31 protein-coding genes are annotated in these 25,499 nt (G+C 65.0%); 15 read left to right on the top strand and 16 right to left on the bottom strand.

The features are described from left to right. Positions 1-27: 27 nt before the first annotated feature. Positions 28-1,218, top strand: a complete 1,191-nt coding sequence (ampC, locus tag AB843_RS03760; RefSeq protein ID WP_048645448.1) for a class C beta-lactamase — start codon at positions 28-30, stop codon at positions 1,216-1,218. 25 nt (positions 1,219-1,243) lie between these two features. On the opposite strand, the gene AB843_RS03765 is transcribed toward ampC, so the two are convergent. Next, the gene (locus tag AB843_RS03765; RefSeq protein ID WP_048645449.1) at positions 1,244-1,696 is read right to left on the bottom strand and encodes an Lrp/AsnC family transcriptional regulator; all 453 of its coding nucleotides are present in this window, start codon (positions 1,694-1,696) and stop codon (positions 1,244-1,246) included. Positions 1,697-1,815: 119 nt separating this feature from the next. Here AB843_RS03765 and AB843_RS03770 point away from each other — a divergent pair, with 119 nt between their 5' ends. Further along, on the top strand, positions 1,816-2,811 hold the full coding sequence (locus tag AB843_RS03770; RefSeq protein WP_048645450.1) for a nucleoside recognition domain-containing protein: 996 nt from the start codon (positions 1,816-1,818) through the stop codon (positions 2,809-2,811). Positions 2,812-2,837: 26 nt separating this feature from the next. Here the strand turns inward: AB843_RS03770 and AB843_RS03775 are convergent, their stop codons facing one another. From AB843_RS03775 to AB843_RS03785, 3 genes are read right to left on the bottom strand one after another with little or no spacing between them, the layout of a single operon-like run. Beyond that, complete coding sequence (locus tag AB843_RS03775; protein WP_048645451.1) at positions 2,838-3,233, bottom strand: Fur family transcriptional regulator; 396 nt, start codon at positions 3,231-3,233, stop codon at positions 2,838-2,840. Next, positions 3,230-4,066 carry a metal ABC transporter permease gene (locus AB843_RS03780; RefSeq protein WP_048645452.1) on the bottom strand — a complete coding sequence of 279 codons (837 nt, stop codon included), beginning with the start codon at positions 4,064-4,066 and terminating at the stop codon, positions 3,230-3,232. The genes AB843_RS03775 and AB843_RS03780 overlap by 4 nt, the downstream gene beginning before the upstream one ends. Then, the gene (locus tag AB843_RS03785) at positions 4,056-4,940 is read right to left on the bottom strand and encodes an ATP-binding cassette domain-containing protein (protein WP_048645453.1); all 885 of its coding nucleotides are present in this window, start codon (positions 4,938-4,940) and stop codon (positions 4,056-4,058) included. The genes AB843_RS03780 and AB843_RS03785 overlap by 11 nt, the downstream gene beginning before the upstream one ends. 146 nt (positions 4,941-5,086) lie before the next feature. Between AB843_RS03785 and znuA the strand changes: the two genes are divergently transcribed. Together znuA and AB843_RS03795 are read left to right on the top strand one after the other, a co-directional pair. Beyond that, a complete protein-coding gene (gene znuA / locus AB843_RS03790) occupies positions 5,087-6,079 on the top strand; it encodes a zinc ABC transporter substrate-binding protein ZnuA (RefSeq protein WP_048645454.1) in 993 nt (330 codons plus the stop codon). Between the two features lie 187 nt (positions 6,080-6,266). After that, complete coding sequence (locus AB843_RS03795) at positions 6,267-6,821, top strand: hypothetical protein (protein ID WP_053086089.1); 555 nt, start codon at positions 6,267-6,269, stop codon at positions 6,819-6,821. Between the two features lie 175 nt (positions 6,822-6,996). On the opposite strand, the gene AB843_RS03800 is transcribed toward AB843_RS03795, so the two are convergent. Continuing rightward, positions 6,997-7,194 (bottom strand): CsbD family protein, encoded by a 198-nt coding sequence (locus AB843_RS03800; RefSeq protein WP_048645455.1) that lies wholly within the window; start codon positions 7,192-7,194, stop codon positions 6,997-6,999. Between the two features lie 167 nt (positions 7,195-7,361). Here AB843_RS03800 and AB843_RS03805 point away from each other — a divergent pair, with 167 nt between their 5' ends. Further along, entirely contained in the window at positions 7,362-8,732 is a 1,371-nt protein-coding gene (locus AB843_RS03805; protein WP_048645456.1) for a cytochrome P450, read from the top strand. 132 nt (positions 8,733-8,864) lie between these two features. Here the strand turns inward: AB843_RS03805 and AB843_RS03810 are convergent, their stop codons facing one another. Further along, positions 8,865-9,233, bottom strand: coding sequence for a YraN family protein (locus AB843_RS03810; RefSeq protein WP_048645457.1), 369 nt, complete (start codon positions 9,231-9,233; stop codon positions 8,865-8,867). After that, positions 9,223-10,131, bottom strand: coding sequence for a 16S rRNA (cytidine(1402)-2'-O)-methyltransferase (rsmI, locus tag AB843_RS03815; RefSeq protein WP_048645458.1), 909 nt, complete (start codon positions 10,129-10,131; stop codon positions 9,223-9,225). The genes AB843_RS03810 and rsmI overlap by 11 nt, the downstream gene beginning before the upstream one ends. A gap of 139 nt (positions 10,132-10,270) precedes the next feature. On the opposite strand from rsmI, the gene AB843_RS03820 reads away from it, so the two are divergent. Beyond that, positions 10,271-11,434, top strand: coding sequence for a penicillin-binding protein activator (locus tag AB843_RS03820; protein WP_244467887.1), 1,164 nt, complete (start codon positions 10,271-10,273; stop codon positions 11,432-11,434). 278 nt (positions 11,435-11,712) lie between these two features. On the opposite strand, the gene hemW is transcribed toward AB843_RS03820, so the two are convergent. From hemW to rph, 4 genes are all read right to left on the bottom strand, one after another. Then, positions 11,713-12,873, bottom strand: coding sequence for a radical SAM family heme chaperone HemW (hemW, locus tag AB843_RS03825; protein WP_425286794.1), 1,161 nt, complete (start codon positions 12,871-12,873; stop codon positions 11,713-11,715). Continuing rightward, positions 12,873-13,520, bottom strand: coding sequence for an RdgB/HAM1 family non-canonical purine NTP pyrophosphatase (gene rdgB, locus AB843_RS03830; RefSeq protein ID WP_048645461.1), 648 nt, complete (start codon positions 13,518-13,520; stop codon positions 12,873-12,875). The genes hemW and rdgB overlap by 1 nt, the downstream gene beginning before the upstream one ends. Positions 13,521-13,532: 12 nt before the next feature. Continuing rightward, entirely contained in the window at positions 13,533-13,955 is a 423-nt protein-coding gene (locus AB843_RS03835) for a VOC family protein (RefSeq protein WP_048645462.1), read from the bottom strand. Between the two features lie 182 nt (positions 13,956-14,137). Then, a complete protein-coding gene (gene rph, locus AB843_RS03840) occupies positions 14,138-14,854 on the bottom strand; it encodes a ribonuclease PH (protein ID WP_048645463.1) in 717 nt (238 codons plus the stop codon). A gap of 148 nt (positions 14,855-15,002) precedes the next feature. On the opposite strand from rph, the gene hrcA reads away from it, so the two are divergent. From hrcA to AB843_RS03860, 4 genes are all read left to right on the top strand, one after another. Further along, the gene (hrcA, locus tag AB843_RS03845) at positions 15,003-16,088 is read left to right on the top strand and encodes a heat-inducible transcriptional repressor HrcA (protein ID WP_048645464.1); all 1,086 of its coding nucleotides are present in this window, start codon (positions 15,003-15,005) and stop codon (positions 16,086-16,088) included. Between the two features lie 25 nt (positions 16,089-16,113). Further along, positions 16,114-16,404, top strand: a complete 291-nt coding sequence (locus AB843_RS03850; protein WP_048645465.1) for a putative quinol monooxygenase — start codon at positions 16,114-16,116, stop codon at positions 16,402-16,404. An 84-nt stretch (positions 16,405-16,488) separates the two neighbouring features. Then, a complete protein-coding gene (grpE, locus tag AB843_RS03855; protein WP_048645466.1) occupies positions 16,489-17,163 on the top strand; it encodes a nucleotide exchange factor GrpE in 675 nt (224 codons plus the stop codon). 251 nt (positions 17,164-17,414) lie between these two features. Then, positions 17,415-18,044, top strand: a complete 630-nt coding sequence (locus AB843_RS03860; RefSeq protein ID WP_048645467.1) for a trimeric intracellular cation channel family protein — start codon at positions 17,415-17,417, stop codon at positions 18,042-18,044. Here AB843_RS03860 and AB843_RS03865 read toward each other — a convergent pair. Next, positions 18,039-19,031, bottom strand: a complete 993-nt coding sequence (locus tag AB843_RS03865; RefSeq protein ID WP_048645468.1) for an adenosine kinase — start codon at positions 19,029-19,031, stop codon at positions 18,039-18,041. The genes AB843_RS03860 and AB843_RS03865 overlap by 6 nt on opposite strands. A 170-nt stretch (positions 19,032-19,201) precedes the next feature. On the opposite strand from AB843_RS03865, the gene AB843_RS03870 reads away from it, so the two are divergent. Further along, positions 19,202-19,936 carry a sulfate transporter family protein gene (locus AB843_RS03870; RefSeq protein WP_048645469.1) on the top strand — a complete coding sequence of 245 codons (735 nt, stop codon included), beginning with the start codon at positions 19,202-19,204 and terminating at the stop codon, positions 19,934-19,936. Positions 19,937-20,000: 64 nt separating this feature from the next. On the opposite strand, the gene AB843_RS03875 is transcribed toward AB843_RS03870, so the two are convergent. From AB843_RS03875 to nth, 4 genes are all read right to left on the bottom strand, one after another. Beyond that, positions 20,001-20,648, bottom strand: coding sequence for a glutathione S-transferase family protein (locus AB843_RS03875; protein WP_048645470.1), 648 nt, complete (start codon positions 20,646-20,648; stop codon positions 20,001-20,003). After that, positions 20,645-21,085 carry an SRPBCC family protein gene (locus AB843_RS03880; protein ID WP_048645471.1) on the bottom strand — a complete coding sequence of 147 codons (441 nt, stop codon included), beginning with the start codon at positions 21,083-21,085 and terminating at the stop codon, positions 20,645-20,647. Before AB843_RS03880 ends, AB843_RS03875 begins: the two co-directional genes overlap by 4 nt. Further along, entirely contained in the window at positions 21,082-21,420 is a 339-nt protein-coding gene (locus AB843_RS03885; RefSeq protein ID WP_048645472.1) for an ArsR/SmtB family transcription factor, read from the bottom strand. Before AB843_RS03885 ends, AB843_RS03880 begins: the two co-directional genes overlap by 4 nt. Before the next feature lie 80 nt (positions 21,421-21,500). After that, the gene (gene nth / locus AB843_RS03890; RefSeq protein ID WP_048645473.1) at positions 21,501-22,247 is read right to left on the bottom strand and encodes an endonuclease III; all 747 of its coding nucleotides are present in this window, start codon (positions 22,245-22,247) and stop codon (positions 21,501-21,503) included. Positions 22,248-22,268: 21 nt separating this feature from the next. Here nth and AB843_RS03895 point away from each other — a divergent pair, with 21 nt between their 5' ends. From AB843_RS03895 to AB843_RS03910, 4 genes are all read left to right on the top strand, one after another. Beyond that, positions 22,269-22,769, top strand: coding sequence for a DUF2244 domain-containing protein (locus AB843_RS03895; protein ID WP_048645474.1), 501 nt, complete (start codon positions 22,269-22,271; stop codon positions 22,767-22,769). 213 nt (positions 22,770-22,982) lie between these two features. Beyond that, on the top strand, positions 22,983-23,867 hold the full coding sequence (locus tag AB843_RS03900) for a methylated-DNA--[protein]-cysteine S-methyltransferase (protein WP_048645475.1): 885 nt from the start codon (positions 22,983-22,985) through the stop codon (positions 23,865-23,867). A gap of 59 nt (positions 23,868-23,926) precedes the next feature. Further along, a complete protein-coding gene (locus tag AB843_RS03905) occupies positions 23,927-24,823 on the top strand; it encodes a ribokinase (RefSeq protein WP_048645476.1) in 897 nt (298 codons plus the stop codon). A gap of 55 nt (positions 24,824-24,878) precedes the next feature. Continuing rightward, positions 24,879-25,496 carry a LysE family translocator gene (locus AB843_RS03910; RefSeq protein WP_048645477.1) on the top strand — a complete coding sequence of 206 codons (618 nt, stop codon included), beginning with the start codon at positions 24,879-24,881 and terminating at the stop codon, positions 25,494-25,496. Positions 25,497-25,499 lie beyond the last annotated feature (3 nt).

Here is a 25,499-nt window from a genome sequence, read left to right on the forward strand (position 1 = left end):
TTCAACAAAAAGGAAATTATAACTGATATGAGAAAAATCTATCCACGACAGCTTTTCTCCGCCGCTGCGGCTTTTCTGGCCCTCAATCTCAACGCCCACGCTGCCGGGAACGGCGCCCAGGGAGAGCTTCAGGCGATCGTCGACGAGACGATCCGGCCGATAATGCGGCAAAACGAAATTCCCGGAATGGCGGTGGCAATCACGATTGGGGGAGAGCGTTATTTCTTCAACTACGGCGTCGCTTCAAAAGAGAGCGGGCAAGCTGTCACTGAAAACACCATCTTCGAGATCGGCTCGGTGAGCAAGACCTTTACCGCCACCCTTGGCGCTCTCGCACAGGTGCGGGGAAAGCTGTCTCTCTCCGACAGCGCAAGCAAATACCTGCCGGCCCTGACAGGCAGCGCTTTCGATGAGATCAAACTTCTTGAACTCGCGACCTACACGGCGGGCGGGCTGCCTTTGCAGTTCCCTGACGAGGTCACTGATCAGGACGAGATGATCGCCTATTACAAAAACTGGCAGCCGACCTATGCCCCGGGCACCAATCGGGTCTATTCGAACCCAAGCATCGGCCTGTTCGGTTATCTGGCCGCAAGAAGCATGGGTGAGCCCTTTGATGACCTGATGGAAGGAACCCTCATCCCGATGCTTGGCCTGAAGGATACCTATGTCAAGGTTCCGAACGAGCGGATGGGCGACTATGCCTATGGCTATTCGAGGACCGGCAAGCCAGTTCGCGTCAACCCGGGCATGCTTGCCTCGGAGGCCTATGGTGTGAAGACGACCGCCGCCGACATGATCCGTTTTGCCGAGGCGAATCTCGATGGCGCGGAACTGGATGCCGAACTCCAGCATGCCATCAAGGCAACGCATACCGGATACTACCGGGTCGGCGGCATGATCCAGGGTCTGGGTTGGGAGATGTATCCCGGTGACGCGGGGCTTGATCGCCTGTTGTCCGGAAATACGTCTGAAATGGCATTCGAGCCGAACACGGTGGATAAGCTCAGCCAGTCGCAGTCGCATCGGGAAGACATGCTGATCAACAAAACCGGCTCGACAATCGGTTTCGGCGCCTATGTCGTTTTCGCGCCGGCCAGGAACATCGGTATCGTGATGCTGGCCAACAAGAACTATCCCAATCCCGTGCGCGTCGAGGCCGGATACCGGCTGCTGAAGGCATTGGAAAACCTGCCCTCCGTCCCAGGCGGGCGCTGAGCAAGCCGCTGCGAGGCCGGTTGCTTCACATCGGGATGGCGGTCGTCTCCTTGGCCGTGCGGATGACGAACATCGTATGGTAACGCGCGACATTGCTTCCCTCCCGGAACAGCGGGTCGCACAGCGCATCGAACGCTTCCATATCCTTCAGGTGCAGCATCAGGGCGACATCGGTCTCGCCGCTCACGCTGTAGGCCTGGATCACCGCCGCTTCCTTCGTGACAAGGTCGAGGAAGCGGCGCGTTTGCTGTTCGCCGTGGTGCTCCAGTTCGACCGTGACCAGCGCCTTCATGCCCCGGCCGGCCTTGGCCGGTCTGAGGATCGCGACAATGCGGTCGATGATGCCGGTGGATTTGAGCCGCCTGATGCGGCGCAGGCAACTGGAGGGTGAAAGACCGACCGCGTCCGCCAGGTCGGCATTTGTCCGCGACGCGTCTTCCTGCAACAGGTTGAGAAGCTTTCTGTCGATCTGGTCCATTCCGATCCTTCGTTACCGCCCACTGTGCTTGCAATATTATTGCGTAGATATGCAAATTTTGACCACAAATGCGAACGGCATAACGCTAGTTGTCTGTCGGCAATCACGGAGACGCCGCCATGAAAGTGCACCTGGCCCTTTATCGCAAGACCCTGCAAACGCTGGAGGTCTACTGGGAGTTGGTCCGCATCATCGTCCCGGTGACGGTCGTCACGCAAATCCTGCTGGAGCTCGGCGTCATCCGGGCAGTCGCGCCGTTCTTCGCGCCCGTCATGAAGCTCGTCGGGCTGCCGCCCGAGCTTGCGCTTGCGTGGCTGACGGGATTGCTCGTGGGAATCTGGGGCGCGGTGGTGACGGTGTTCGTGCTGGCGCCGGTCTCGAGCCTGAGCACGGCGGACATGACGGTCCTTTCAGCGCTCCTTCTGTTTGCGCATGCCATCCCGATCGAGCAGCGCATCATCCAGAAGGCCGGGCCCAGCTTCGCCGTCACCGCGGCGCTGCGCATTGGCGGCGGGTTGCTGTTCGCCACTGTCCTGCATCAGATATTCGCCGCGACGGGCTGGTTTTCCGAGCCGCTGAATCCGGCATGGATACCGATGAATGAGAGCACCGGTTGGATTGGTTTTGCACAAACCACGCTCAAGACGCTGGCGGTCATGCTGGGCGTTCTGCTGGGGCTGAGCTGGCTGATGGAGCTTCTCAAAATCTCCGGCATCCTGGTCTGGCTGAATCGCGGGCTGGCGCCGCTGTTTCGCCTTGCCGGCATCACATCGCCAACGGTGCCCTTCGCGGCGGTTGGCCTTTTTCTCGGCATCTCCTATGGCGGCGGGCTGCTGATCCGCGAAGCGCGCACGGCGAATACCGATCCGCGTCAGATATTCCTTGCCTGCGTGTTCATGGGCTTTGCCCACAGCATCATAGAAGACACGTTGATCGTCGTCGCTCTCGGCGCCGATTTCACCAGCCTGTTCGTCGGCCGCCTGGTCTTCGCCGTGCTGGCGACCGCGTTGATCGCCCGGCTCGTCGGCGCGGTGCCCGACGATGTTTTCTTCAGGACGTATTTCCGCAAGGACGAACGCGGCGTTGCAAAGCAGGAACCAAGTCTCGGCGGGTGACCGGTTGGGCGACGAGGCGAGGGACGCTATCCCTTCGCCTCGCACCCGCCGCAATCGCCCCTGATCTCGATGGTCGTCTTCGCCGCCCTGAAACGATGCGACTTCGCCCAGCCGTCCAGCCGTTCCTTGACCACCTCGTCGGAGAACTCCTCCACCTTGCCGCAGTTTTCGCAAATGGCGAAGGCGATAAGCTCCTGCTCATGGGTGTGCGGATGGGCGCAAGCGACAAAGGCGTTGAGGCTTTCCAGCCGGTGCACCAGACCCATGTCCAGCAGTTTGTCGAGCGCGCGATAGACCTGCAGCGGCGCGCGCAGCCCGTCGTCGCGCAGCCGGTCGAGGATGGTATAGGCGCTGAGCGGCGCTTCGGCGCCCGACAAGGTCTTCATCACCAGGCTCTGGTTGCGGGTGAGATCGGGGGTCATGACCGGTCCTCCGTTGCATGGTCGGCTGTCTTGCCCTGCTGGGGTTGCGGCAGGGGCGAGGGGACGAGGCTGAGGACGAACAGGGCCAGCGCCGCCACGACGATGGACGGGCCGGACGGCGTGTCGAACTCGAGTGAACCGATCAGCCCGCCAATCACCGAAGCCGCGCCGATCAGCGCCGCCAGCACCGCCATCATTTCCGGCCCGCCGGCAAAGCGCCGCGCCGTGGCGGCCGGAATGATGAGCAGCGCTGTGATCAGCAGGATGCCGACGATCTTCATGGCAATGGCGATGACAGCGGCCATCAGGAGCATGAAGACGAAGCGCGAGCGCCCCGGGTTGAGGCCTTCCGCCTGGGCGATGTCGGTGTTGACGGTCGCTGCCAAAAGCGGCCTCCAGAGCATGACCAGCAAGGCCAGGACGGCGGCCCCGCCGCCATAGATGAAGGCGATGTCGAGCCTCGATACGGCGAGGATGTCGCCGAACAGGAAGCCCATCAGATCGACGCGCACCCAGGTCATGAAAGCCACCATGACCAGGCCGAGCGCCAGTGTCGAATGCGACAGGATGCCGAGCAGCGCGTCGGTGGACAGCGCGCCGCGCCGTTCGAGAAACAGCAGGGCCAGCGAGGCCAGCGCCGCGACGAGAAACACGCCGATCATCAGATTGAGCTCGAACACCAGCGACAGGGCGACGCCGAGCAGCGCCGAATGGGCCATCGTGTCGCCGAAATAGGCCATGCGCCGCCAGACGACGAAGCAGCCGAGCGGCCCGGTGACCAGCGCCAGGCCGACGCCGGCGATCAGCGCACGGGTGAAGAAATCATCGAGCATGGGGCTCTCCCTTCACCGCCTTGTGTGCATGACCCGCATGATCGCCGTCTGTATGATCATGGTGATGCCCATCCTCCGCGTGGCAATGATCGGTGACGCTGCCATCGGCGTGACGCACGCGGCCGTCGGCCAGATGCGTGTGGTCGTGATGGTGGCGATAGAGAGCCAGCGCTTCGGCGGCGCGCGCGCCGAACAGCTTCTGGTATTCCGGGCTGCCCATGACGCTTTGCGGCGCGCCGCGGCAGCATACATGCCCGTTAAGGCAGATCACCGTGTCCGTGTCGGCCATGACGATGTGCAGATCGTGCGAGATCATCAATATGCCGCAGCCGATGCGGTCGCGGATGTTGCGGATCAGCTCGTACAGCGCCACCTCGCCGGTGAAATCCACGCCCTGCACCGGCTCGTCGAGCACCAGGAGATCCGGCTCGCGCAGCAGCGCGCGGGCCAAAAGCGCCCGCTGGAACTCGCCGCCGGAAAGCGCCTGCACCTGCCGCCTGGCGAGGTGGGCGATGCCCGCCGCCTCCAGCGCCGCGCCGATCGCCGTCGGCTCGGCCCCGCCGGTCAGCGTCATCAGCCGCTCGACGCTGAGCGGCAGCGTCCAGTCGAGCGTCACCTTCTGCGGCACATAGCCGACCTTCAGGCGCCTGGCGCGATGGACATGTCCCTCACTCGGTTTGACCACACCGATGGCGGTCTTGGCGGTGGTGCTCTTGCCCGAGCCGTTCGGCCCGATCAGCGTGACGATCTCGCCGCGCCTGACGGCGAGGTCGACCCCGCGCACCAGCCAGCGTCCGGCGCGGAAGACGCCGGCATTGTGCATCTCGACCAGCGTTTCGGGCGCGCGTTCGGCGGCGGTGTTTTTTTCCAGCATGTGCGTTTTTCCGGCTTGTCAGCGGATATGGCACACGTTATAGCGTAACGCAAGGATATGTAATGTCATAACATATTGGCCGCGGGGATGGCCTGTTGCAGCAGTGCGTTCCGATTGCCCGTCCGAACCGTTTACAGGAGCTTTCCATGAAATCCCTTCGCGCCCTTTTTGCCGCCGCTTCCCTCATTGCGCTGTCGGCCGGTGGAACGGTGGCCGCGGAACCAAAGGTCGTCACATCCATCAAACCGGTTCACGCCCTGGTGGCGGCGGTGATGGAGGGCGTCGGCGAGCCGGGGCTGATCCTGCAAGGCGCCGGCTCGCCACACACCTATTCCCTGCGCCCCTCCCAGGCGCGCATGCTCGCTGCCGCCGATCTGGTGTTCTGGGTCGGACCGAATCTGGAGGCCTTCCTGGCCAAGCCGGTGAGTTCCCTGGCGGGCGAGGCGAAGCTGGTGACGCTGGCCGAGGCGGAGGGGCTGACCCTGCTCGAGCCGCGCGAGGGTGGCGCCTTCGAGGCGCATTTGCATGACGAGGGAGAGGAGGATGACGGTCACGAAGACGGGGGCCACGAAGGCGGGGGCCACGACGAGGCCGGCCATGAGGGGCACGATCACCATGGCGCTGACGCGCATATCTGGCTCGATCCGCAAAACGCAAGGCTGATGGCGCGGGCCGTCGCCGAGGCATTGTCTAAGGTCGACCCTGAAAACGCCGCCGCCTATGCCGCCAACATGGCAAGGCTGGAAAAGCGGATCGATGGGCTGGAGACCGAAATCACTGCCGACCTGGCTTCGGTCAAGGATCGGCCGTTTATCGTCTTCCATGATGCCTATCAGTATTTCGAGAAGCGCTTCGGCCTGGCTGCGGCCGGCTCCATCACGGTCAGCCCCGAAGTGATTCCCGGCGCGCAGCGGGTCGACGAGATCCGCACCAAGGTGCAGGAGTTGGACGCGGCTTGCGTCTTTTCCGAGCCGCAGTTCGAGCCGCGCCTGATCGAGGTCGTCACCGAGGGCACCAACGCCAGGTCGGGCGTGCTGGACCCGCTGGGTGCGGAATTGACGGATGGCCCCGATCTTTATTTCGACCTGATCCGCGGTATGGCGGCCTCGCTGAAGGATTGCCTGTCGGCGGCGCGCTGAGGGCCGCCTGCCTCGAAACCCGCTGTCGATCAAGAAGGAAGCCAGCCGAACCTGCTGGCTTCCAATCCCCATAAAACCTAATGTTATCTCATTTAGGATGGACGGAGATGCGACCGCACGCTTTGCTCTGAAGTGCCGGGCTTGCGTTGGCGGCGACGCAGGCCGGATGGGCCGAGGAACAGGAGGCATGGCGGCTGTTCGTCGCCGTCCACGCCGACATCGAGGTGACGGCGCCAAAGTCTCGACGCTGCTCGGCGGCAAGGCGCTGCAGTATTTCCTCGGCAGTTTCGGCCCCTCGGCGGTGGTGCTGATCGACCCGGAGGACGAGGAGGCCCTCCACCTGATCGAGCTTCCGACGCTACAGGTCGACTTCGCCGTCGATCCGGTGCGACCGAAATTCGCCTATGTCTTCACCGAGGATGGCAAGCTCAACCGCGTCAATGTCCTGGCCGGCAAGACCGACCGCTCGCTGGCGCTGACGGAACCCTGTTCGATGGATGGCCATTGGTCGCTGCCGCGCCCGCGCATTGCGGTCGCCGGCGACGAGATCATGGTCACGGATCCGCTGAAAAGCATGATCCATGTGGTCGATGCCGAAAACTTCGAGGCGAAGCGTGCGATCGCCGTGGATGGGCATGCCTTACAGCATCGTTGCCGTCGGCGGCTCCGGCGAGGCGCACGAGAACCATTGAACGAGCAAGAGCCCCGCTTCGCGCGGGGCTCTCATTCAGCTGGATTCTAATGGTGCGATCCAGACAGATGGTCCCCATCTGTTTTGGTCGGACCACTAGTGTCCTGCCCCAGTCCAAACCGGCAGGTTTGGACTGGGGCAGGAAGGTCACTAGACTATTGATTCTAGGGCAACTTTTCTTCGCTTGAAATGAAGGGAAAGCCTTCAATTCAAGCGAAGCGTTGCACTAGTGTTTTGCCAGCCACTCGTCGATCTCGCGCTCGGTCTCTTCCTGGGCCTTGCCGTAGCGTTCCTGCAGCTTGCCGGCAAGCTCCTTGCGGTTGCCGCGCACGACATCCAAGTCGTCATTGGTGAGCTTGCCCCAGTTCTGCTGAACCTTGCCCTTGAACTGCTCCCAATTTCCTTCGATCTGATTCCAATTCATGACTTTTCCTTCCGCATCTGAGCAGAGTGCACTCCGGTCTGTTTCGATTTGTCCCTGGGTGCCTCAACAATGCGCAAGCGGCGCAGTGGTTCCCGCCTTCTCCATCACATTGCCTGAATTGAAGGAGCACTCTGCACGCATTAGATTGAGCGGGAAAGGATTTGCCGATGGAGACGACGCCTGCGCCCTTCGTTCCGCCCGCACCGCGCCCGCGAACGAAGCCGCCCTCCACCTTGCAGATGATGCGGATCGTCTATCGCAATCCGCTGGAACTGTGGGGCGAGCCTTCCTACAACGAGCCGTGGATTTCCATCGAGGGCGGCATCGGCGGACCGCTGGTGATCGTCAACGACCCCGGCCTGATCCGCCATGTGCTGGTCGACAACGCCAGAAACTACAAGATGGCGCGCGTGCGCCAGAAGATCCTGCGGCCGATCCTGCGCGACGGTCTGCTGACCGCCGAAGGCGAGGTCTGGCGCCGCTCGCGCAAGGCGATGGCGCCGGTCTTCACGCCGCGCCACATCGCCGGCTTCGCCGCGCCGATGCTGGCGCGCACCGAGGCTTTTGTCGAACGCTACGAGGACGCGGTCGAACCCGTCGACGTTTCGCGCGACATGACGCTGCTGACCTTCGACATCCTGGCCGAAACCCTGTTTTCCGGCGAGATCGCCGGAGACGCGGCCAATTTCGCCCACCAGGTCGACCGCCTGTTCGAGACCATGGGCCGCGTTGATCCGCTCGACCTGCTCGGCGCGCCGGATTGGCTGCCGCGCATCACGCGGCTTCTCGGCCGCAATTCCCTGGCATTCTTCCGCAACATCGTCGCCGAGACGATGGATTTGCGGAAGGAGAAGATGGCGAGCGACGCCGACGTGCCGGAGGATTTCCTGACCCTGCTGCTGCGCGCCGAAGGGCCGGACGGGCTTTCGCGCCAGGAGATCGAGGACAATCTGATCACCTTCATCGGCGCCGGCCACGAAACGACCGCCCGCGCGCTCGGCTGGACCATCTATTGCCTCGCAGAGGCGACGTGGGAACGCGAGCGGGTCGAGGCGGAGATCGATGTCGTGCTGGCGCGCGAGCCCGACCCGGTGAAATGGCTCGATGCCATGCCTTTTACCCGCGCCGCCTTCGAGGAGGCGATGCGGCTTTATCCGCCGGCCCCGTCGATCAACCGCGAGGCGCTCGAGGAGGATCACTACAGGGATTTCACCATCGTCAAGGGCGCGCAGGTCCTGGTGATGCCGTGGACGGTGCATCGCCATCGGGCATTGTGGGACAATCCGGAAGCCTTCATGCCCGAACGTTTTCATCCGGAAAACCGGGAAAAGCTCGACCGCTATCAGTATCTGCCCTTCGGCGCGGGCCCGCGCGTGTGCATCGGCGCGACCTTCGCCATGCAGGAAGCGGTGATCGCGCTCGCCGTGCTGTTGTCGCGCTTCCGCTTCGACACATTGCCCGAGACGAAGCCCTGGCCGGTGCAGAAGCTCACCACCCAACCGCAGGGCGGGCTGCCGATGCGGGTAAGCCGACGCTAGTGGTGCGATCCTAACAGATGAGGACCATCTGTTTCGGTCAGACCAGCAGAGCGGGATGAGGAAAAGTGTGAAGCGGTTTTCCGCCCGCATCCCGCTCTAACTTATTGAAAGGGATCGCGATCTAGGGGCTGCCTACCCCCGTCCCGAGAACGCATTCTCCACATGCACCGGCCAGCGACGCGGCAGGACAGCGACGAGATCGAAGCGCAGCGAAAGGCGCGCATAGTCCGGCTGACGGGCGAGCCAGAGATCGGCAGCGCGCTCGATGCGGATCTGCGTTTCGAAGCCCACCGCCTCCATCGCCTGCTCCAGCGTCGGCCGCGCCTTCACCTCGACGATGGCGACGAGGTCGCCGCGCCGGGCGATGAGGTCGATCTCGCCGAGCCTGGTGCGATGACGTCGGGCGAGGATGCGGTAGCCCTTGAGCATCAGAACGGTGGCCGCCAGCCACTCGCCGCGATGGCCGCGCCGATAGGCCCTCTGGCGGGCCTCAGCCGGCATCGCCCGCGGCCTTGAGCGCCAGCAGGCGCTGGTAGAGGTCGGATTTGCGCCCGCCCGTCATGCGCGCTGCCTCGCCCGCTGCCTTGGCGGCGGGCATTTCGGCGGCCAGCGACAGAAGCAGGCGGTCGGTATCTTCAACGCTTGCCTCTTCCTCTTCTCCGGGGGGCGCGATGCAGACGACGACCTCGCCCTTCGGCGCGCCGGCCTCGGCATAATGCGCGGCAAGCTCGGCCAGCGTTCCCCGCCGTATCTCCTCGAAGGCCTTGGTGATCTCGCGCGCCACGCAGGCTGGCCGCGCGCCGCCCAGAACATCCGCCATGACGGCGAGACTGTCGGCCAGCCGGCGCGGCGATTCGAAGAAGATCAGCGTTGCCGGCGTCTGCCGGAACGTGTCGAGCCGCTTGCGCCTCTGGCCATCCTTCACGGGAAGAAAGCCGGCAAACAAAAATGCGTCGGTCGGCAGGCCGGAGGCCGAAAGTGCGGCCAGAACCGCCGACGGGCCGGGCACGGGGATGACGCGAATGCCTTTTTCCACTGCCTGCTCGACCAGGCGATAGCCCGGATCGGAGACGAGCGGCGTGCCGGCATCGGAAATCAGCGCCACGCTTTGCCCCGCTTCCATGGCGGCAATCAGGCGCGGGCCGGCCTCGCGCGCATTGTGCTCGTGATAGGCGGTCATGCTCCGCTTGATGCCGTAGCGGGCAATCAGCACGCGCGAGGTGCGGGTGTCCTCGCAGGCGAGGATGTCGCTGGCCGCCAGCACTTCCAATGCACGCAGCGTGATGTCGGAGAGGTTGCCGATCGGCGTTGCCACCAGATAGAGCGCGGGCTCGATCGGTCCCGCGCCGATGCGGGCGGCGCCGACGACGAAATTCTTTTCCCCGCGCGGGTTTTCCATAGGCTTGGGCATCCTTATTCGCACATCTCTTTGACATGCCGGTACCACGGTTGCAAAGTCGCGCGCGAAATTGAGGATGATGCGGCATATGAGATTTTGCAGTTCGGCGGGCTGCCGGAAGGGATTGCTGGCGGCTGTCATGTCGGGGCTTCTTGGCGTTTCGGGTTGTGTCGGAGGCGACGTGCCCTACGGGCTGCCCACATCGGCCGGCCAACAGGCGTCGGTGCAGCAGCCCTCCGCTTCGGCGCCGCGCCTGCCAGCCTCCGGCGAGGTGATCGGCTCGGGCGCGACGCGCGTCGCACTACTCCTGCCGCTCACCGGCGAAGGCAATGGCGCGCGCATCGCCGCCGAACTGAAGAACGCCGCCATCCTGGCCATGGACGATGCGGGTCCCGAGGCGCTGGAACTCGTCGTCAAGGACACGGGCGGCACGGCCGAGGGGGCGGGCTCCGCCTCCGCGCAGGCTGTCGCCGAGGGATCGGCGGCGGTTCTCGGGCCGCTCTTTTCCGCCAATGTCCGGGCCGCCGCGCCGGCGCTGGCGGCGGCCGGAATCCCGATGATCGCCTTCTCCTCGGATCGCGCCGCTGCTGCGCCCGGCATCTACCTGAATTCATTCCTGCCGCAGGGCGTCGTCGAGCGGACCTTGCGCTATGCTGCGGGGCAGGGCGTGCGCCGCGTTGTTGCCATCCTGCCCGACGGACCGGCCGGCGACATCGCCGAAGCCGAAGCGCGCCGGACGCTGCTGTCGACCGGCGGCGACCTCGTTGCCGTCGCCCGCTATGCCTATGACAACGCTTCCGTCTACGAGGCGGTGCGCGGCGTGGCGGACGCGCTCGGCACCGCCGACGCGGTGTTCATTCCCGATGGCGGCACCAGCCCGGCGACGATCGTCTCGACGATCACCGAATCCGGCATCGATCTGTCTCAGAAGAAGCTCTTGGGCACCGGCCAGTGGACGACGGCAAATCTCGCCGACCCCGGCCTGCAAGGCGCGGTGTTCGCCGACACCGACCAGGGGCGTGTGGCGGGCTACAAGCAGCGCTACCAGGCGCGCTTCGGCGCCGAGCCGTCGCTCACCTCGGCGCTTGCCTATGACACGGTCATCCTGGCCGCCAACCTCGCCAAGAGCGGCGGCATTGCGCGCAACGCCATCGAGAACCCGGTCGGCTTTTCGGGCTACACCGGCGTCTTCCGCTTCTCCGGCGATGGCACGGCCGAGCGCGGCTACGCGGTCTACGAGGTGAGGGATGGGACGGCGCAGATCATCGATCCGGCGCCGACCCGGTTTGCGGGCGGGAGCTAGAGCATTTTGCAGTCAGGTGGTTTCACCTGACGTCCGCATCAATGCGGAAAAACAAAGAGATAGACCAATACACGCGAAGCCCAATAGACACGTCACCCCGGTGGAGCGCAGCGAGGGCCGGGGCCTATTGAGCGGCGTGGCCGCTATCCACAGAGGGGTTAGGGGTGCTGGCACGTGCCGGGGCGAGAGCCGGATCGTGCTTGACACTGTCTTCCAATAGGTCCCGGATGCCCTTCGGGCTCCGGGATGACGGCGGGTTTTCAGGTCAGCCCGCCAGATCAGCTTGCGAGGTCGGCGACCACGGCGTCCAGCACGATCATGCCCCGCGCCGTGGCGCGCAGGCGGGTGTTGCCGACCGGCTCGATGAGACCTTCGTCCTGCAGCACGCAAATGCGGCGGTTCGACAGCGTGCGCCCCGACAGCGCCTCGTAGCGCGGCAGGTCTATGCCCTCGGTCAATCGAAGGCCCATCAGCAGGAACTCGTCGGCTTCCTCGTCGCGGGTCAGGATCTCGCCGCCGGTGACGCCGTGGCCCTTCGCCTCGACCAGTTCGAGCCAGCCTTCGGGCATCTTCTCGGTGAAGGTGACATGGCGGCGGCCGTTCTCGATGAAGCGTCCATGGGCGCCGGGTCCGACGCCGACATACTCGCCATAGCGCCAGTAGACGAGATTGTGCCGGCTTTCGGCGCCGGGGCGGGCATGGTTGGAGATTTCGTAGGCGGGCAGGCCATGCGCCTGCGTCACGTCCTGGGTGATTTCGTAAAGACGCGCCGCATGATCGGGATCGGGCATGACAAGCTTGCCGGCCTCATAGAGAAGCTGGAAACGCGTACCCTCCTCGATGGTCAGTTGGTAGAGCGACAGATGGTCGGCGGCATGGCCGATGGCCTGCGCAAGCTCCGCCGCCCAGTCGGCCTCGTTCTGGCCGGGACGGGCATAGATCAGGTCGAAGGACAGGCGCGGGAATGTGGCGCGGGCAAGCTCGATCGCCTTCAGCGCTTCGGCGACATTGTGCAGCCGTCCGAGAAACTTGAGATCCCGGTCGTTGAGCGCCTGCACGCCGAGCGAGACGCGGTTGACGCCGGCGGCGCGATAGCCGCGAAAACGATCCGCCTCGACGGAACTAGGATTGGCCTCCAGCGTCACCTCGATCCCGTCGGGAACGTCCCAATGCTCGGCCACCGCATCGAGCAGGGCGCCGACCGTGGCGGGCTCCATCAGCGATGGTGTGCCGCCGCCGAGGAAGATGCTGGTCACCGTGCGCGGGCCGGTGCGCTGGCGCATGGTCGCCATCTCGCGGCGAAAAGCAGCGGCGAAGCGTGGCTGGTCCACCGGCTGGTGGCGCACATGGCTGTTGAAGTCGCAATAGGGGCATTTGGCGGCACAGAACGGCCAGTGGAGGTAGATGCCGAAACCCGGCGTGCTGTCGTCGGCGCGGATCACGCGACGCCAAGCCTGGCGCGGGCGAATTTCTGGAAGGCGCGGGCGCGGTGCGACAGCGCGTGCGCGTCGCCCGGCTTCCAGCCATGCTTTTCCTCGGCCGTCATCTGGCCGAAGGTGACGTCGAACCCGACCGGCTGGAAGACGGGATCGTAGCCGAACCCGTCCGTGCCGCGCGGCGGCCAGACGAGATGGCCTTCCGCCTCGCCGCGGAAATATTCGGCTTCTCCATCGGGAAAGCACAGGCACAGCGTGGCGACGAAGCGACCGGTGCGTTTTCCCGGCGTGTCGGCGCCCTTCTCGGCCAGCAGGCTTTCCGTCTTCCGCATCGCCATCATGAAGTCGCGGCTGCCGTCTTCCCTGGTCGCCCAGTCGGCGGTGTAGACGCCGGGCGCGCCGTCGAGCGCGTCGACGCAGAGGCCGGAATCGTCCGACAGCGCCGGCAGGCCCGTCGCCGTCGCGGCGGCATGCGCCTTGATGTAGGCGTTTTCCTCAAACGTCGTGCCGGTTTCCTCCGGTTCGTCGAGACCCAGTTCGGCAGCAGACCGCACCGCATAGCCGAACGGCCGAAGCAGGTCGGAAAACTCGCTGAGCTTGCCCTTGTTGTGGCTCGCCAGCACGAAGGTCTTGTTTTCGATCGGTCTCAATTCAGTCTCCGGTCAATCCTCAGATGTCAGGCCCCAGATGCGCGGTTCGGCGAATTCCAGCGAATTGCCGGAGGGATCGCGGAAATAGATCGACCGGCCGCCATTCGGCCATTCGAAATCCGCCTCGACGGCGATGCCGGCCTTGGTCAGATGCGCTTTCCAGCGCTCGATTTCCTCGCCGGATGCGGCAAAGCACAGATGCCCCTGGCCGCGCGCGCCATGCGGTGGCACGGGCAGGCGCGCGTCGGGCGCCGGCGGCGCCTGCGTGGCGTCCGCATCGAACAGCAGCACCACGCCGCGCCCGCATTGGAAGAACACGTGCCGGCCCTCGGCCCTGGCGATGCGCTTCAGTCCCAGCGTCTCGCCGTAGAAGCGTTCCGCTTCGTCCAGGTCGTCGACATAAAGCGCCGCCTCGAGAATGGCCGAAGGTTGCATGGTCTTTCTGCTATCCGTGCCGCAGTTTCGGCAGGCTGGTGGTGCGATTCTAACAGATGGTCCCCATCTATCAGGAGAAATCGCCCCACCAGATCAATAGTTTAGTGGCCTGCTTGTCCCAACCGAACCTGCAGGTTTGATTGGGGCAGGACACTAGGCGATTCCGTCCGGCAGCGAAAGGCTCAGGAGATCGCCAGCTTCTGCAACTCCACCAGACGTGTAATCCCCTTGCGCGCCAGCCCCATCAAGGCGGCGAATTCCTCTTCCGAGAACGGCTCGCTCTCGGCGGTGCCCTGGATCTCGACGATGCCGCCCTTGCCGGTCATGACGAAATTGGCGTCGGTTTCTGCGGCCGAATCCTCCGCATAGTCGAGGTCGAGCACCGGCGTGCCGTTGCTGATGCCGCAGGAAATCGCCGCCACATGGTCTTTCAGCACCTTGTCGCGGCTGACCATCTGCCGTGCTTCCATCCAGGACAGGCAGTCGCTCAGCGCGATGAAACCGCCGGTGATGGCCGCCGTGCGGGTGCCGCCATCGGCCTGGATGACGTCGCAATCGACGGTGATCTGCTTCTCGCCCAGTGCCTGCAGGTCGACCACGGCGCGCAGCGAGCGGCCGATCAGACGCTGGATCTCCAGCGTGCGCCCGCCCTGCTTGCCCGACGACGCCTCGCGGCGCATGCGGTCGCCTGTCGAGCGCGGCAGCATGCCGTATTCCGCCGTCACCCAGCCCTTGCCGGAATTGCGCAGCCATGGCGGCACGCGCTCTTCGAGGCTCGCCGTGCACAAGACATGCGTGTCGCCGAAGCGCACCAGGCAGGAACCTTCCGCGTGTTTGGAAATGCCCCGTTCGAAGCTGACGGCGCGCATCTCGTCCGGTTCCCGTTTCGATGGTCGCATGGGCTGATTTTCTCCGATTCCGCCTTGATTGTTGGCGGCTTGTAGCTTTCGCACACCTTGAAAGCAAAGGAAAACAGCGTGTGCGCAACGGCCGGTGGAGAGTTGTGTTCCCCCGCACGCGGCTTATATTCCCGGTCAGAGGTACGCCATGACGAAGCCCGTCTTCGACAGAGAGATTCAGGAACAGGCCATGCGCTCGCTGGACATGCGCTCCCGCGAGATTTTCCGTTTCATCGTCGAATCCTACCTGCGCGACGGCGAGCCGCTCGGCTCGCGCAATCTGTCGCGCATCCTGCCGACCCAGCTTTCGCCGGCAACGATCCGCAACGTCATGAGCGATCTCGAGCATCTGGGCCTGATCTACGCGCCGCATATCTCGGCCGGCCGCCTGCCCACGCAACAGGGGCTGCGCTTCTTCGTCGATGCCTTCATGGAAATCGGCGATCTTTCCGACGATGAGCGGCGCATCATCGAGACCCAGGTCAAGGCGTCGAGCAGCGGCCAGTCGCTCGACCACATGCTGACCGAGGCGAGCCAGCTCCTGTCGGGCCTGTCGCGCGGCGCCGGCGTCGTGCTCGCCGCCAAGTCGGAAGCGGCGCTGAAGCATATCGAGTTCGTCCAGCTCGAACCGCTGAAGGGATTGGCGGTTCTCGTCTCGCAGAACGGCGATGTGGAAAACCGCGTCGTCGATCTGCCGGCGGGCGTCACCGCCTCGCAACTGCATGAGGCATCGAACTTCCTCAACGCCCATATTCGCGGCCGCACGCTGGTCGAGGCGCGCACCGAAATCTCCCGCCTGCAGGAAGAAACGCGCGCCGCCCTCGACACGCTGTCGCAGGAACTGGTTGAAAAGGGGCTCGCTGTCTGGGCGGGCGCGGAAAGCGGCCAGCCGGCGCGCCTGATCGTCCGCGGCCGCGCCAATCTTCTGGAAAACCTGACGGCGGAAGCCGACCTGGAACTGCTGCGCCGCCTGTTCGAGGACCTGGAGACCAAGGAAGGTCTGATCCAGCTTCTCGACGTGGCCGAGGAGGGGCCGGGCGTGCGCATCTTCATCGGCTCGGAAAACCGCTTGTTCTCATTGTCCGGCTCGTCGCTGGTGGTGGCGCCCTACCGCGACCAGGAATCGCGCGTCATCGGCGCGCTCGGCGTCATCGGCCCGACGCGGCTCAACTATGCGCGCATCGTGCCGATGGTCGACTACACGGCCCAGATCGTCGGTCGCCTGCTCAGATAATTCATTATCGCGTTATGGAGGAACCATGTTTGGCCTGATCGGCAAGATGCGCGCCCAGCCCGGCAAGCGCGATGCCCTGCTCGACATTCTGGCAAAGGGCACGCAGGCGATGCCCGGCTGTCTGAGCTACATCATTGCACGGGATCCCGAGGATGCCGATGCGATCTGGATCACCGAGGTCTGGGACAATGAGGAAAGCCACAAGGGGTCGCTTTCCCTGCCATCCGTGCAGGCGGCCATTGCCGAGGCGCGCCCGCTGATCGCCGGTTTCGATTCGAGCACCCGCACCGAGCCGGTGAGCGGTGTCGGCCTCTGATCGCCTCGCCCCTTGATTTTGCTGCCGCGAAGCTCGATATCGGGCGCAATCATCGAACAATCGTGAAATCATAGACGGACTGCAATGACCAATCACGCCAAGGACAACGACGCGCCCATGAACGATCCTTCCCGCAGGGACATGGCCGAGGAGCAGGACATCGGGATGTCCAATGCAGCCGCCGGTGGCGAGACCGTTTCGGAAGAAGACGTCCTCCTGCGACTGGCCAGGGAAAACGAGGAACTCAAGGACCGCGCCCTGCGCATGGCCGCCGAGATGGAGAATCTGCGCAAGCGCACCGCCCGCGACGTGGTCGAGGCGCGCAGCTATTCCGTTGCCGGCTTCGCCCGCGACATGCTGACCGTCTCCGACAATCTGCGCCGCGCGCTCGACGCCGTTCCGGCTGATGCGCTTGCGGCGGGCGATACGGGCCTTTCGGCACTGGTGGAGGGCGTCGAGATGACCGAGCGTTCCATGCTGTCGACGCTGGAACGCCACGGCGTCAAGCGGATCGACCCGAAGGGCGAGCGCTTCGACCCGCATTTTCACCAGGCCATGTTCGAAGTGCCGGACCCAAGCGTGCCCGAAAGCACCGTCGTCCAGGTGGTGCAGCAGGGCTATGTGATCGGCGAGCGGGTGCTGCGCCCGGCTATGGTCGGCGTCGCCAAGGGCGGCCCGAAGGCGTCCGCGGTGAAGAATGGCGAGGATGCCGCCGCCGAACCCGGCCCGCCCAACCCGCAGGCCGAACGCGACGCCTGAACGCGAAACCTCAGCGCTGCTGCCCTCCGGCCAGGGCTCCGAACTCGGTTTGCGACGGCGCCGGTCACACCCCCACTCCGTCTTGCTTCGCAAGCCACCTCTCCCCCGTCGAACGGGGGAGAGGTGGCCGCGAAGCGGTCGGAGTGGGGGTCGATGCGGCGTCCGTTAACCTGAGCTCGGAGCCCCGGCCCTCCGGCGGCGGCGCTTTCCATGCCTGCGCCCTTCGGCTATCCAGATAGCCGGAGGAACCGATGAACCCTATCCAGCTTCTCGACTATGCCGGCGTGGCGGTGTTCGCGGCGACGGGCGCGCTTGCCGCGTCACGCAAGGAGCTCGACATCATCGGCTTCATCTTCCTGGCCGGCATCACCGGCATGGGCGGCGGCACGCTGCGCGACCTGGTGCTGGATGCGCCGGTCTTCTGGATATGGAACCCCACCTACATCCTCGTCTGCGCGGCGGTGGCGATCATCGTCTACTTCGCCGCGCCCCTGGTCGAACATCGCTATCGGCTGCTCTTGTGGCTCGATGCCGTTGGCCTTGCCGCCTATTCCGTGTTGGGAGCTGCCAAGGGGCTCGCCGCAACGGGCTCGGCGACGGTGGCGTTGGTGACGGGCATGCTGACGGCCACGTTTGGCGGCGTCCTGCGCGACGTGCTGACCGGCGAACCCTCGGTCCTGCTGCGGCCGGAGGTTTACGTGACGGCGGCGCTGGTCGGCGCCGGCGTCTTCACCCTCGCCGACATTTCCGGCCTCGACTGGATGCTTGCGGCGCTGATCGCCATCGCCGCCGCGTTCCTGGTGCGTGGCGGGGCGCTGAAATTCGGCTGGACTTTCCCGCGCTACAAATCGCGGCCGGGACGGCCGCCGGAAGAGCTATAACAGACCGGCCTGCTGCGCTTCGTAGCGCAGGTCCTTCTGCGGGCGCGGGCCGATCTGCTGGATGACCAGGCCGGCGGCGAACGAACCGAGCCGTCCGCAATCGAGCAGGCTGTGTCCATTGGTGTAGCCGTACAGGAAACCGGCAGCGTAGAGATCGCCTGCACCGGTCGTGTCGACCAGTTCTGCGATCTCGATTGCCTCGACGGGCACCGTCTCCGCGCCCCGGACGATGATCGAGCCGCGCTCCGAGCGCGTCACTGCCGCCAGGCGGCAATCCTGGCGGATCGCCGCCAGCGCGCTGTCGAAGGAACTGGTCTGGTAGAGCGACAGCAATTCATGCTCATTGGCGAAGACGATGTTGACCCGGCCCGACCGCATCAGATCGAGAAACTCGTCGCGGTAGCGGTCGACGCAGAACGGGTCGGACAAGGACATCGCTACTTCGCGGCCGGCCGCGTGCGCCGCATCGGCGGTCATGCGGATCGCCTCCTTGGCACGCGGCGGGTCCCACAGATAGCCCTCGAAATAGCTGACCTTGGCGCCCTTCGCCTTGTCTTCCTCGACATCTTCCGGCCCAAGCTCGACGCAGGCGCCGAGATAGGTGTTCATCGAGCGTTCGCCGTCCGGCGTGACGAAGATCATCGAGCGCGCCGTCGGCGGATGGCCATTGAGCGGCCTGGTGTCGAAGACGACGCCCTGGGCGCGGATGTCGTGCGTGTAGATGTCGCCGAGCGTGTCGTTGGAGACCTTGCCGAAGAAGGCGGCCTTGCCGCCGAAGCTGGCGACGCCGGCCGCCGTGTTGCCGGCGCTGCCGCCGGAGGCCTCGATCGCCTGTCCCATGCGCTCGTAGAGGAGCGTGGCACGCTCCACGTCGATCAGGTTCATCGCGCCGCGGATGATCTTGTTCTCCTCGAGAAACGCTTCGTCGCAGCGAGCGATGATGTCGACAATGGCGTTGCCGATGCACAGCACGTCATATTCGCTCAAGATCGGGTCTCCGGATATTCAAGGGAAGGGGCACTTGGCGTTCAGCTTGGCGCGGTTTAGCGGTTTGGACGGGATTTGCAAGCATCCAGCGCACCGGCGCCGGCTTGCGCATGCCGCAAACGCTCCCTATGTCGAAGCAGAAAACCTGGCAACCGGAACGTTGAAACCGCATGATCCTCGACGCCGCCCGCGCGGCCATCAGCCGCCTTTTTTCACGCGAGTTCCGCGCCGTCTTCATCAAGACGCTCGGCCTGACGCTGCTTGTGCTGGCCGGTGTCTGGTTCGGCTTCAAGGAAGTGTTCGAATATTTCGCCCTGCCGTGGCTCGACGCGTTCTTCCCGGACCTGCCGTCCTGGATTGGCTGGGTAAGTTTCGTCGCGGCCATCGCCGCCGGCCTTGGCCTCGCCGTCGGCCTGGCGCTGCTGATCGGCCCGGTGACCGCCGTCATTGCCGGCTTGTTCCTCGACGATGTGGCCGAGGTGGTCGAGAAGGAGGATTATCCGCTGGATGCGCCGGGCAAGCCGCTGCCGCTGCTTCCGGCCATCGCGCTGTCGTTGAAATTCTTCGGCGTCGTCATTCTTGGCAACATCGTCGCGCTGTTCCTGCTTCTGGTGCCGGGCGTCAACATCCTCGCCTTCTTCCTGGTCAACGGTTACCTGCTCGGCCGCGAATTCTTCGAATTCGCCGCCATGCGCTTTCGCCCCGAGGCGGAGGCCAAGGCGCTGCGCCGGCGTCATGCGGGCACGATTTTCCTCGCCGGCCTGGTCATCGCCGGTTTCCTGGCCGTGCCGCTGCTCAACCTGCTGACGCCGCTGTTCGCCGCGGCGATGATGGTGCATCTGCACAAGATGATTTCGCAGAAGGACGCTACCATGGCGTCGGGCTTGGCCGCGCGACAGGGCTGATCCAGGCTCAACCCTTCCAGCGCAAGCGCATGCAGACGCCGCGAGATATTCGGCGGCGCATATATCAAGCTGCATCCGCCGCAGCAAAATGCGCCATCTGGTCGTCATATGCTTTCACGAAGGCCGGCCGCGCCGTGGCGCGCGCGACATAGGCTCGGCAAGCAGGGAATTTTGCCAGCCCATCGAACCGGTCTACCGGCCGCAGCACGTCCGCCATCAACAGGTCCGCTACGGAAAAGCCGCCGCCCACCAGCCACTCGCGGCCGGCCAGCACTGCTTCCATCCGATCGAGCCTGGCCTTCAGGAAGCTGTCCACGAACTCCGCCTCGGGCGATTCGCCGGGAAAGCCCATGAAGCGGAACAGCGCCCATGGCTGGCCCGGCACGTCCATTGAATTGAGCGCGGCGATGACCCATCCCACCACCTCGGCCCGGCCGCGCGGGTCGGTGGGCATGAGCGCCGGGCTCTTCTCGCCGAGGTGCAGCAGGATAGCGCCGCTCTCGAAAATGGTGAGGTCTCCATCGGTCAGCCACGGGACCTGACCGAAGGGTTGAGCCGCGAAATGACCGGGGCCGCGATCTCGAAACGACGTGCTCTCGACCCGATAGGCCAACCCCGCCTCTTCCAGCGCCCAACGCACCCGCAGGTCGCGCACAAGGCCGCGCGGCATTTCGGGAACCCAATCGAAGGTGGTGAGGATTAAGTCGCTCATTCGCAATCTCCAAGGAACACGGGAAGCTTGTCGAGGAGGCCGCTCCAGCCTTCCTCGTGACTCGTGCATGCCTCTTCGTCGGGCAGGTTCTCGTGCGTCAGGGTCAGCACGGTTCCTCCGTCGAACGGCTCAAGCCGGAACGTCACCAGCGATTGTCGTTCCGGCGTTCCGGGCAAATCCCAGGTAAAGACGAGCGACTTCTCGGGAACCACCTCCTGATAGACCCCGGTCGGGTTGTGCTCGTCGCCGCTGAGCAGCCGGAACACGACGCTGAAGCGGCCGCCCGGACGCACGTCAGCCACCACGCTGAGGGTCGGCCCCGCATCGGGCCCCCACCATTGCATCATCAGCTCCGGCTGCGTGATCGCCGCCCAGATCTTGGCGGGCGGGGCCTTGATTCGGCGCACGATGGTCACGCTCGGGAGGCGGTCGGTCATTGCTCTCCATCCTCTTCAACGAGCACGGCAAGCCGATCCAGGCTGACCGTCCAGAAGCGTTCATACTGGTTAAGCCACGCAATCGCCTCCCGCATCGGCGCGGCCGCGAGGTTCACCGCTACGGTGCGGCCGGTCTTGGTTCGCGTGATCAATCCGGCATCGGACAGAACGTCCAGATGCTTCGTCATGCCGGGAAGCTTTAGCGAAAAGGGCCGCGCGAGCTCGCTGACCGAAAGCCCGGGTTCTTCCATCAGGCGCTGCAGGACGCCGCGCCGGGTGGGATCCGCCAGCGCCCAGAATGTACGGTCCATACTTGATGTGTGATACTTCGCCATATAGCGAAGTAATCATTGTTGCGCTGGCAAAGTCAACCGGCGAATGGCTCCGCACAGCCCCAGCGGGCGACACGCGGCTTCTACTGCGCACCTCCGGCCAACTCCACCAGCGGCGCCGGCATCTCGCTGGTCTTTTCCGCCGCCTTGCAGATGTCGGCGATGACGCAGGCGACGCAATCCGGCTTGCGCGCCTTGCAGACATAGCGCCCGTGCAGGATGAGCCAGTGATGCGCGTGGCGCATGAACTCCGGCGGAATGATGTGGACCAGCGTGTCCTCCACCTGCTCCGGCGTCTTGCCTGGCGCCAGCCCCAGCCGGTTGCCGATGCGCAGTATGTGGGTGTCGACGGCCATGGTCGGCTGGCCGAAGGCCATGTTGAGCACCACATTGGCGGTCTTGCGGCCGACACCGGGCAGGCTCACCAGCGCCTCGCGGTTGCCGGGCACCTGCGATCCGTGGTCGCGGATCAGCGCTTCGCTCAGCGCGATGACGTTTTTCGCCTTGTTGCGCCACAAGCCGATGGTGCGGATGTGGTCGCCGACCTTCGCCTCGCCCAGCGCCAGCATCTTTTCCGGCGTGTCGGCCACCTGGAAAAGGGCGCGTGTCGCCTTGTTGACGCCGGCGTCGGTCGCCTGCGCGGAAAGCACGACGGCAACGAGCAGGGTGAAGGCGTTGACGTGTTCCAATTCGCCGCGCGGCTCGGGTCGCTGGATGGAAAACCGGCGGAAAATCTCGTGGATCTCTTCCGGCGTGTAGGCCGTCTTCCACTTGGCTGAACGGGGGGGCTTGCGGCGCGGCGCGGCAATTTTGCTCTTGGGCTTTTGCATGGGTCTTCTATAATCATCTTCATGGCCGAAACAAACATGATCGCGCCCGACTTTGGCGATGCACCGCTGTTCCAGGCGCGGCTCATGCCCCACCGCTCGCTGAGCACGCGCGGTTTCGCGTTCCTCATGGGCGGGGTGTTCCTGATCTGGCTGACCGTCGGCGCGCTGTTCCTCAAGATGGGCGCCTGGCCGGTGTTCGGTTTCTTCGGCCTCGACGTTCTGGCGATCTATCTGGCGTTTCGGCTGAACTACCGCGCCGCCCGCGTGCGCGAGGAGGTGCGCCTGTCGCGCACCAGCCTCGACATCCGCAAGGTGCCGGCCTCCGGCCGCCCCGAGGAGCACAGTCTCAACCCATTCTGGACGCGTTTCCGCGTCAGCCGGCATGACGAAATCGGCATCACCGGAATGGCGGTCGAGATGCAGGGCCAAAGCGTGTCGCTGGGCAGTTTCCTCAACCCGGACGACCGCGAGAGTTTCGCCACGGCCTTCGGTCGCGCCCTGGCGAAGGCCAAGGGGCGCTGAACTATAGCATTTTGCAGTCAGGTGGAATCACCTGACGTCCGCATAAATGCGGAAAAACAATGAAATAGACCGGTTCAGCGTTTCTATGAAACGTTGAACCGGTCTAGGCAGGAAACGGGTGGTTTGGCAGCGCGCGGCACGCCATATTCACTGTTAACAGTGAACAGGAATGCGCGTCCTTCCCAGGATGGAAAGACGCCAGGAGTGAGAGCCATGAACATGCAGACAGCCCAGATGCTGCGCGACGTGACGCCCGAGGGCAGCGATTATGAAGTCGTCCGCCGCGTGATCGAAAAGATCAGCCTCGACTATCGCGACCAGCCGTCGCTGGAGGAGATCGCCGCCGAAGTGGGCGACACGCCGACCGGCCTGCAGAAACTCTTCACCCGCTGGGCCGGCCTGTCGCCGAAAGCCTTCCTGCAGGCCGTCACGCTCGACCATGCGCGCCGCCTGCTCGATTCGGGCCTGCCGCTTCTCGACACCGCGTTCGAGCTCGGCATGTCCGGCCCGGGTCGGTTGCATGATCTGTTCGTCACGCACGAGGCGGTTTCGCCGGGCGAATACAAGGCGCGCGGCGCGGGCCTCGTCATTCGCCACGGCATTCACATCTCGCCCTTCGGCATCGCCCTGGTGATGGTCACCGAGCGCGGCCTGGCGGGCCTCGCCTTTTGTGATCCGGGCGGCGAGCGGGCCGCCTTCGAGGACATGGCGTCGCGCTGGCCCAACGCGGAGTTCGTCGAGGATATCAGCGCCACCGCGCCCTATGCAGCCAGGGTGTTCAACCCGAGCCGCTGGCGTTCCGAGGAGCCGCTGCGCGTCGTGTTGATCGGCACCGATTTCCAGGTTCGCGTCTGGGATGCGCTGCTGAAGATCCCGATGGGCAAGGCGCGCGCCTATTCCGACATCGCCGCCGAGATCGGCAATCCGACCGCCGCGCGCGCCGTCGGTGCGGCCATCGGCGCCAATCCGGTCTCCTTCGTCGTGCCGTGTCATCGCGCGGTCGGCAAATCCGGCGCGCTGACGGGCTATCATTGGGGCCTGACGCGCAAGCGCGCCATCCTCGGCTGGGAGGCCGGCCAGTTGTCGCAGCCCAATTGAGGCTGGTGGGAAGGCGTTACAGCAAGTAGTTTCCCATGCCAACAGCGTGGGAGACTGCCTTGATCATCGTTATCGGTTCCATCAATCTCGACCTGATCGCCACCGTCGAGCGCCTGCCGAAGCCGGGCGAGACGGTGCCGGGCGACACCTTCGTCACGGCGCCGGGCGGCAAGGGCGCCAACCAGGCGCTGGCCGCAAGGCGGGCGGGCGCCAGGACGCGCATGATCGGCGCGGCAGGCAGCGATCCCTTCGCCGATCAGGCTTTGCTGCTGCTGAAGGATGGCGGGGTCGACCTTTCGGCGGTCCACAAGGCGCAAAGCGCCACCGGCACGGCGCACATCCTGGTCGACCGCGCCGGCGAAAACACCATCGCAATCGTGCCGGGCGCCAACGCGGATGTCTTGCCCGAGCGTGTGGCGGATGCAGGTCTCGCCAGGGGAGACCATCTGCTCCTGCAGCTCGAAATCCCCATCGCCACGGTGGAGGCGGCGCTGGATGCGGCAACCGCAGCAGGGGCGCTCTCGCTGCTCAACACCGCGCCTTATCGTCCGGAAGCGGCTGCCCTTCTCGCCAGGGCGGATTGCATCATCGCCAACGAGACGGAGTTCGATCTCTATGCAGATGCCCTTCTGCTCGAGGGCGCGGACCGGCGCGCCCGCATGCGCGACTTCGCCCGGAAGACCGGCCGTACGGTGATCGTCACGCTCGGCCCGGAGGGAGCCTGGGCGGCGACGCCGGAAGCCTTCGTGACCGTCCCGACAATCGACATAGAGCCTGTGGACACGGTTGGCGCCGGCGATACGTTCTGCGGCTATCTGGCCGCCGGCCTGGCCGATGGCCTTGGACTGGAAGGCGCGTTGCGCCGCGCGGCGGCGGCGGGTGCGCTGGCCTGCCTGAAGCCGGGTGCGCAGCCCGCCATTCCCTTCGCGGCGGAGATTGACGCCGCGCTTGCCTGAGGGGCTGGACGCAGGCGCGGCGCCATGCATTCTATGGCCTCTGGAGGAGAAGCCGATGTCGCTTGAGACCTACACCGCCTTCGTCATCGTCTGCCTGGTGGCGACGGTGGTTCCCGGCCCGACCAACATGCTGATCGTCGCCAATGGCATGCGCCACGGCGTGCGCGCCGGGCTCCTCAATGTGGCCGGCACGCTCGTTTCCCTGACGATCATGATCGCCATTGCCGGCATCGGCCTGACCTCGCTGATCGAGATGGCGGGCCATTGGTTCGAATGGGTCAAGCTGCTGGGCGCGGCCTATCTCTGCTGGCTCGGCTGGAAAATGATTCGCGCCAGCGGTGCGGCGGTCGACGACGGCGCGCAAAGGAGCGCACCGCGCAGCGGCTTCTTCATGCAGGGTTTCCTGGTCTCGATGGGCAATCCCAAGCAGCTCCTGTTCTTCGGCGCGCTGCTGCCGCAATTCATCGAGCCCACCGCCGGCCACGCGGCGCAGATCGCCATCATGGGCGCCACCGCGCTGATGTTCTCGGCCGTTTCCGACGGCGGCTACGCCATTGCCTCGGGCCGCATCGGCCAGCGACTGACGCCGCGCCGCATGCGCCAGATCGCCCGCATCGGCGGCGGGTTCCTGATGGGCGGCGGGCTGTGGATCGCCCTCTCGCGGACGCGGTAGGCG

Source organism: Nitratireductor soli (assembly GCF_001050155.1).
Classification (GTDB): Bacteria; Pseudomonadota; Alphaproteobacteria; order Rhizobiales; family Rhizobiaceae; genus Nitratireductor; species Nitratireductor soli.

Excerpts from the sequence above, each read along its gene's own strand:
- ampC (WP_048645448.1), top strand. The coding sequence starts at position 28 with ATGAGAAAAATCTATCCACGACAGCTTTTCTCCGCCGCTGCGGCTTTT.
- AB843_RS03765 (WP_048645449.1), bottom strand. The coding sequence starts at position 1,696 with ATGGACCAGATCGACAGAAAGCTTCTCAACCTGTTGCAGGAAGACGCG.
- AB843_RS03770 (WP_048645450.1), top strand. The coding sequence starts at position 1,816 with ATGAAAGTGCACCTGGCCCTTTATCGCAAGACCCTGCAAACGCTGGAG.
- AB843_RS03775 (WP_048645451.1), bottom strand. The coding sequence starts at position 3,233 with ATGACCCCCGATCTCACCCGCAACCAGAGCCTGGTGATGAAGACCTTG.
- AB843_RS03780 (WP_048645452.1), bottom strand. The coding sequence starts at position 4,066 with ATGCTCGATGATTTCTTCACCCGTGCGCTGATCGCCGGCGTCGGCCTG.
- AB843_RS03785 (WP_048645453.1), bottom strand. The coding sequence starts at position 4,940 with ATGCTGGAAAAAAACACCGCCGCCGAACGCGCGCCCGAAACGCTGGTC.
- znuA (WP_048645454.1), top strand. The coding sequence starts at position 5,087 with ATGAAATCCCTTCGCGCCCTTTTTGCCGCCGCTTCCCTCATTGCGCTG.
- AB843_RS03795 (WP_053086089.1), top strand. The coding sequence starts at position 6,267 with ATGGCGGCTGTTCGTCGCCGTCCACGCCGACATCGAGGTGACGGCGCC.
- AB843_RS03800 (WP_048645455.1), bottom strand. The coding sequence starts at position 7,194 with ATGAATTGGAATCAGATCGAAGGAAATTGGGAGCAGTTCAAGGGCAAG.
- AB843_RS03805 (WP_048645456.1), top strand. The coding sequence starts at position 7,362 with ATGGAGACGACGCCTGCGCCCTTCGTTCCGCCCGCACCGCGCCCGCGA.
- AB843_RS03810 (WP_048645457.1), bottom strand. The coding sequence starts at position 9,233 with ATGCCGGCTGAGGCCCGCCAGAGGGCCTATCGGCGCGGCCATCGCGGC.
- rsmI (WP_048645458.1), bottom strand. The coding sequence starts at position 10,131 with ATGGAAAACCCGCGCGGGGAAAAGAATTTCGTCGTCGGCGCCGCCCGC.
- AB843_RS03820 (WP_244467887.1), top strand. The coding sequence starts at position 10,271 with ATGTCGGGGCTTCTTGGCGTTTCGGGTTGTGTCGGAGGCGACGTGCCC.
- AB843_RS03835 (WP_048645462.1), bottom strand. The coding sequence starts at position 13,955 with ATGCAACCTTCGGCCATTCTCGAGGCGGCGCTTTATGTCGACGACCTG.
- rph (WP_048645463.1), bottom strand. The coding sequence starts at position 14,854 with ATGCGACCATCGAAACGGGAACCGGACGAGATGCGCGCCGTCAGCTTC.
- hrcA (WP_048645464.1), top strand. The coding sequence starts at position 15,003 with ATGACGAAGCCCGTCTTCGACAGAGAGATTCAGGAACAGGCCATGCGC.
- AB843_RS03850 (WP_048645465.1), top strand. The coding sequence starts at position 16,114 with ATGTTTGGCCTGATCGGCAAGATGCGCGCCCAGCCCGGCAAGCGCGAT.
- grpE (WP_048645466.1), top strand. The coding sequence starts at position 16,489 with ATGACCAATCACGCCAAGGACAACGACGCGCCCATGAACGATCCTTCC.
- AB843_RS03860 (WP_048645467.1), top strand. The coding sequence starts at position 17,415 with ATGAACCCTATCCAGCTTCTCGACTATGCCGGCGTGGCGGTGTTCGCG.
- AB843_RS03870 (WP_048645469.1), top strand. The coding sequence starts at position 19,202 with ATGATCCTCGACGCCGCCCGCGCGGCCATCAGCCGCCTTTTTTCACGC.
- AB843_RS03875 (WP_048645470.1), bottom strand. The coding sequence starts at position 20,648 with ATGAGCGACTTAATCCTCACCACCTTCGATTGGGTTCCCGAAATGCCG.
- AB843_RS03880 (WP_048645471.1), bottom strand. The coding sequence starts at position 21,085 with ATGACCGACCGCCTCCCGAGCGTGACCATCGTGCGCCGAATCAAGGCC.
- AB843_RS03885 (WP_048645472.1), bottom strand. The coding sequence starts at position 21,420 with ATGGCGAAGTATCACACATCAAGTATGGACCGTACATTCTGGGCGCTG.
- nth (WP_048645473.1), bottom strand. The coding sequence starts at position 22,247 with ATGCAAAAGCCCAAGAGCAAAATTGCCGCGCCGCGCCGCAAGCCCCCC.
- AB843_RS03895 (WP_048645474.1), top strand. The coding sequence starts at position 22,269 with ATGGCCGAAACAAACATGATCGCGCCCGACTTTGGCGATGCACCGCTG.
- AB843_RS03900 (WP_048645475.1), top strand. The coding sequence starts at position 22,983 with ATGAACATGCAGACAGCCCAGATGCTGCGCGACGTGACGCCCGAGGGC.
- AB843_RS03910 (WP_048645477.1), top strand. The coding sequence starts at position 24,879 with ATGTCGCTTGAGACCTACACCGCCTTCGTCATCGTCTGCCTGGTGGCG.